General features: G+C 64.1%; 5 protein-coding genes. 3 read left to right on the forward strand and 2 right to left on the reverse strand.

Annotated features, from left to right (window positions below; translation table 11 throughout):
* Positions 1-338: 338 nt before the first annotated feature.
* From ACFXHB_RS42340 to ACFXHB_RS42350, 3 genes are read left to right on the forward strand one after another with little or no spacing between them, the layout of a single operon-like run.
* The gene (locus tag ACFXHB_RS42340; RefSeq protein WP_380582144.1) at positions 339-1,205 is read left to right on the forward strand and encodes a helix-turn-helix domain-containing protein; all 867 of its coding nucleotides are present in this window, start codon (positions 339-341) and stop codon (positions 1,203-1,205) included.
* Positions 1,198-1,392 (forward strand): DUF397 domain-containing protein, encoded by a 195-nt coding sequence (locus ACFXHB_RS42345; protein WP_380582146.1) that lies wholly within the window; start codon positions 1,198-1,200, stop codon positions 1,390-1,392. Before ACFXHB_RS42340 ends, ACFXHB_RS42345 begins: the two co-directional genes overlap by 8 nt.
* Before the next feature lie 39 nt (positions 1,393-1,431).
* Positions 1,432-1,635 carry a DUF397 domain-containing protein gene (locus tag ACFXHB_RS42350; RefSeq protein ID WP_380582148.1) on the forward strand — a complete coding sequence of 68 codons (204 nt, stop codon included), beginning with the start codon at positions 1,432-1,434 and terminating at the stop codon, positions 1,633-1,635.
* Between the two features lie 261 nt (positions 1,636-1,896).
* Here ACFXHB_RS42350 and ACFXHB_RS42355 read toward each other — a convergent pair whose 3' ends face one another.
* Positions 1,897-2,886, reverse strand: a complete 990-nt coding sequence (locus ACFXHB_RS42355) for a terpene synthase family protein (protein WP_380582150.1) — start codon at positions 2,884-2,886, stop codon at positions 1,897-1,899.
* Positions 2,887-3,534: 648 nt separating this feature from the next.
* Entirely contained in the window at positions 3,535-4,302 is a 768-nt protein-coding gene (locus tag ACFXHB_RS42360; RefSeq protein WP_380582152.1) for a class I SAM-dependent methyltransferase, read from the reverse strand.
* Positions 4,303-4,634 lie beyond the last annotated feature (332 nt).

The raw sequence follows: 4,634 nt of genomic DNA on the forward strand, positions 1-4,634 counted from the left end.
GTGAAGGCACACATGAGGGACCTCCGGAAAGAGGAGTGTGGTGGGTTCGTCGACCGGTGAGGGAGTCGTCGCCGTGAGCCAAGCCAGAACGGGACTGGTTGAGGTCGCGCGTGGCTGCTCTGCGGTGCGCGGGCAGCAGGCGCCTACTGCCCAGGAAACAGGCGTTACTGACGATCCATCGGATCGATGTGAGACGACCGTAGCGCACTCTCAGGTCAACTTTTACCTATACTCAAGATGTTCCCTCTTCCGTGGTAGCTACCGCCCAATCGGTGCCGGATGGACCGACGAGCAAGTGGCGCGGCAGACTTGGATCGTTCTCGGCCCGGAAGGACGCCATGGCTGCACGCACCAACCCCACGCTCCGCCAGCGACGCCTGGGCGCGGAGCTGCGAAGGATGCGCGAGCAGGCCGGATTCGGCGGCAGCCAGCTCGGCCGCGCCGTCGGCATGAGTCCAGCTCAGGTGACGCAGATGGAGGCTGGGAGGATCGGCATCAGCGTGGAGCGCCTGCGCACCATCGCTGCGACATGCATGTGCGTCAACCAGCCCCTGATCGATGCTCTCGCGAACATCATCACGGACCGCGCGAAAGCCGGCTGGTGGGAGGAGTATCGGAACTCTCTGGCAACAGACTTCCTTGACGTCGCGGAGTTTGAGAGCCAAGCGCAAAAGCTCTCCACATACACGATGACCTTCATCCCTGGACTGCTTCAGACCGGCTCGTACTCCTCTGCCGTCTTTGCTCAGACGTTCCCACCCCTCCCTCGCCATGAGGTCGACCTCAGGACGGCCTTCAGGATGCAGCGGCAACGCGTCGTCCGGTCCGGGGAAACGCCCTACACTGCCTTCATCCACGAAGCTGCACTCCGCATGCAGTTCAGTGGACCGATAGTCCTTGCCGAACAACTCGGCGCTCTCATCGAAGACTCCGAGCAACCGAGCATCACGGTCCGGGTAGTACCGTTCGATATCGCCGCCATGCCAAGCTCCAGTGACAACTTCACTTACTCCGAAGGTCCGATTCCCGAACTCGACGGAGCACAGACGGATACAGGCCTGGGCTGTCGACTCTTCGATGCTCCGGCCCACATGGCAAGGTTCCGATCCCTGCTGAGCCAGATCGCATCGGCTGCCCTCTCAGAAGAGGAATCCCGAGACTTCGTGCGATCGATCAAGAAGGAAATGGAAAGCAAGCGTGGATAGTACTGTGTGGCAGAAGTCCAGCTACTCAAGCGCAAACGACGAGTGCGTCGAAGTACGCGGCATGGACGGCGTCGTCGAACTCCGCGAGTCCGACGAGGGCCGCGTCATCATCCGCACCACCCCGGCCAAGTTTGCCGCCTTCCTCCAAGGCATCAAAGCGGGCGAGTTCGACCACCTCACCACCTAACTTGACCCGCACAGGAAACCTCGCCGCCTGGGAGCCACCATGTCCAGCACCGACTGGCAGAAGTCCAGCTACTCCGGCGCAAGTGACAACTGTGTGGAGGTGCGCACTGTCGACGGACTGGTCGAGCTACGTGAGTCCGACGAGGGCCGCGTCATCATCCGCACCACTCCCACCAAGTTTGCCGCCTTCCTCCAAGGCGCCAAAGCGGGCGAGTTCGACCACCTCACCACCCCCACCACATGACCGAGCGGCCCTCGCTCCCCGAGCGAGGGCCGCCCTCATCGGTCCATCCCGTTCAGGTCGACAGGCCCCGACCGGCGCTGTCTTCCACGCTCCGCGTTCCCCGGAGTGGGAAGTCGGACCCGCCGACTTCCCACTCCGCCCGCAACACCGCCCTCACGCCCTGACCGACTTCGCCACCATTCCTGCATGTCATGACGGCCCAAATCCCTTGGACGATCGTCAGGCGGGCGGCCCGCAAGCCCAATCAGATGACCTCTGAAGTCAGGATGTGACGGTGGTTCGATCTGCATAGAGACGCCAAGTCCCCTCGGCCATTCCGCTCCATCGACCCTCCCCTATATAGCGTGGGGAGACGAACTGCCAAGCGACAGTACCAGCCATTTGATCGACGACTGCGGAAATTGCCGTGCGAGCAATGGGATCGGCCGCAGCCTGCAGTTCGAGGATTCGCCGCTCGGCTTGCAGGGCAAGGCCGTGAACGTGGGTGACGGCCTCTTGGAGATCCGCTCCGGCCTCGCGCATATAGAGATCGACATAGTTGCAAGGGTCGCGACCCAACAGCACTTCTTTGCGATAGGAGATTATATCGTTGAGATAGATGGAGTTCCAGACAGCCGCCTCGACGGCCTCTTCCAGTTCGAGGGATGCATAGGGGCTCGCGTCGATATCGAGAGCATACTCGCACAACAAGTAGGACCAGTGCATTCCACTGCTTCCGGACCGAGCCTTCCGGTAGGTCGGTATGTCCCGGCGCGCACGCCCAGTCCTGATCTCGTCCTCGGCGGCAAAGCCGCTGATCATGTAGTTCATCAAGTAGACGAAGCGGTCCCACTGCGCGGGCGGCATCTTCGATTTGATGGTCATCGCTATGGGTGTGACGATATCGAACGGCGTGCCTGTAGCGTGCCCCTCGACGACTTGACGCATCGCAGGATAGACGGACTCGTCGTCAATGGCGGATCCATTGGTGCACAGGTCGTCAAGTGCGAACCAGGTAATTATCCAGTCCCCAATGTCAGCCAACCTGTCCGGTACTCCATCTGGATAATGCAGGGCCAGATACAACCCGTGCTCCTGCCGAGCCAAATTGCGGAAACTTGATTCGGACGGGAACAGGTGTCGAATCTCTTCATAGAATTGACCGGTGCGCCCCTCCAGCCAGTGAAGGTGAGGGCTGCACCTAGGTTTTACAAAAGAGAAGAAAGGGTCCATGGTAAACATGCCCAGTAGCGGTTGCTCGATATTCGTCACGACAATTCCCCTTTCATTTCCCACCACACCGACTCGGCAAGCTCAGTCATTACCTGAGGTCCGATCCGGACCAGCGCCGAGGGGCTTTCTTCCATCAAGCACGCGAAGCACCGGAAGCGACAAGAACCTGCTGGTGGTCGAAACGTGAACGCGTTGAACAGCTCCGCTGGATCGTGAAAAGCTTGGCGTACCTCTCCGGCCCCCGGCCCGCGGCCTGCGGCCTGCGGCCGGAAGACGGTCCACCAGCGGGTTGTCCCCGGAGGAGAGGACATCGGCGGATGGCTGGAGGTGTTCGCCATCGGCCGGCAAGCCCTGGAGTGTTCCCGCTGACCGAGGCTACGACGACGGGTCCTCCACGCTGCGGCCGCACGACACGACCGTCCCCTCGTGAACGACGGCCGACTGGGAACGGCGCCGGTCCACCCCGCATGACCGGGCGGCCCCCGCTCGATCGAGCGGGGGCCGCCTTCGTCTCTCGCCCGGATCAGGCGCGGCAGCGCAACATCGTCAGCGGCGGGTTGGCGTGGTAGTCCGCCCAGAACTCCTCGCCGAGCGACTCGCACAGGAAGCCGTACTTGGCCGGCCCCGGGCGCGACGCCGCGGTGGATGTTGCGACACATCCGCGCCCGCGCCGAACGGTGGAGTCACCTACTCGCCGGCGCGGGCCACAAGCAGCGGCTGGAAGAAGCTTGTCTCCTGCGGCATCCGCCACTGGAGGTCGACAAACCCGGCCTCGGCCGCGAGGCCGGCCAGCCGGTTGCGGCCGAGTGCCCAGTAGGTCGTCCGGCGGACCTGGACGCGCCATTCTCCGTCTGACGGGAGGAGTTGGAAGTGCTCCAAGTCGTAGTGCTCCCCGTCCTCGTGCCAGTGCCAGAGCTGGAAGGAGACGGTTCGCTCTCCGCCGTCAGCGGCCCTGGAAACCTGCGGAGGCGTCGAAGCCGGACGATCGCACAGCAGGTCGTCGTAGGGCCGTGTGCTGATCAGTAGCAGGCCACCTGGGCGCAGGACCCGGCGCATCTCGGCCAGGGCCGCGCTCACATCCTGCTCGGTCAGCAGGTGGGGCAGTGAGTTGTCGGCGCAGACGACCGTGTCGAACCGGCCGTCGGCGAACGGGAAGCGCCGCATGTCAGCGGCGGCCGTGCTCAGGCTCAGGCTCCGGCGGGCGGCCTCCCGGGCGGCGCGGGCGGCGGCGCGGGGGCTGATGTCCGTCCCGGTGACCCGGTGCCCGTGCAGCGCCAGGCCGATGGCCTGGGTGCCGATGCCGCAGGAACAGTCGAGCACCGCCGCGCGCTCCTGGCCGATCAGCGCGTCCAGGGCGTCCCCCTGCCGACGGATGCCCGCGTCCCAGTCCGAGTAGATCAGGTGGTAGTCGTCGGCCAGGTCGTCATAGAAGTGCGCCACTGATCTCTCAGGCATGACCTGAGACTACTGTGCCGGGTTTCCCGGAGGCACGGCCGACTTGGTGATCGGCACGAACGTCCGCACTGACGGAAATGCCGTCAATTCCCGTGAACACCCGCGAGCACGCCGAGCACCACCTTGTGAACGTGGGCGAGTTCGACCACCTCACCGCCCCCACCCCATGACCGAGCGGCCCTCGCTCCCCCGAGCGAGGGCCGCCATCGTTGGTTCACCCCGTTCAGGTCGACCAGCCCCAACCCGCGCTGTCTGCCATGCTCCGTGTTCCCCGGAGTGGGGCGTGCGTGACCCCCCAAAACCACACCCACCCCCCCACCCCCCCCAACACC

Origin of the sequence: Kitasatospora sp. NPDC059327 (genome assembly GCF_042752535.1) — a bacterium.
Classification (GTDB): domain Bacteria; phylum Actinomycetota; class Actinomycetes; order Streptomycetales; family Streptomycetaceae; genus Kitasatospora.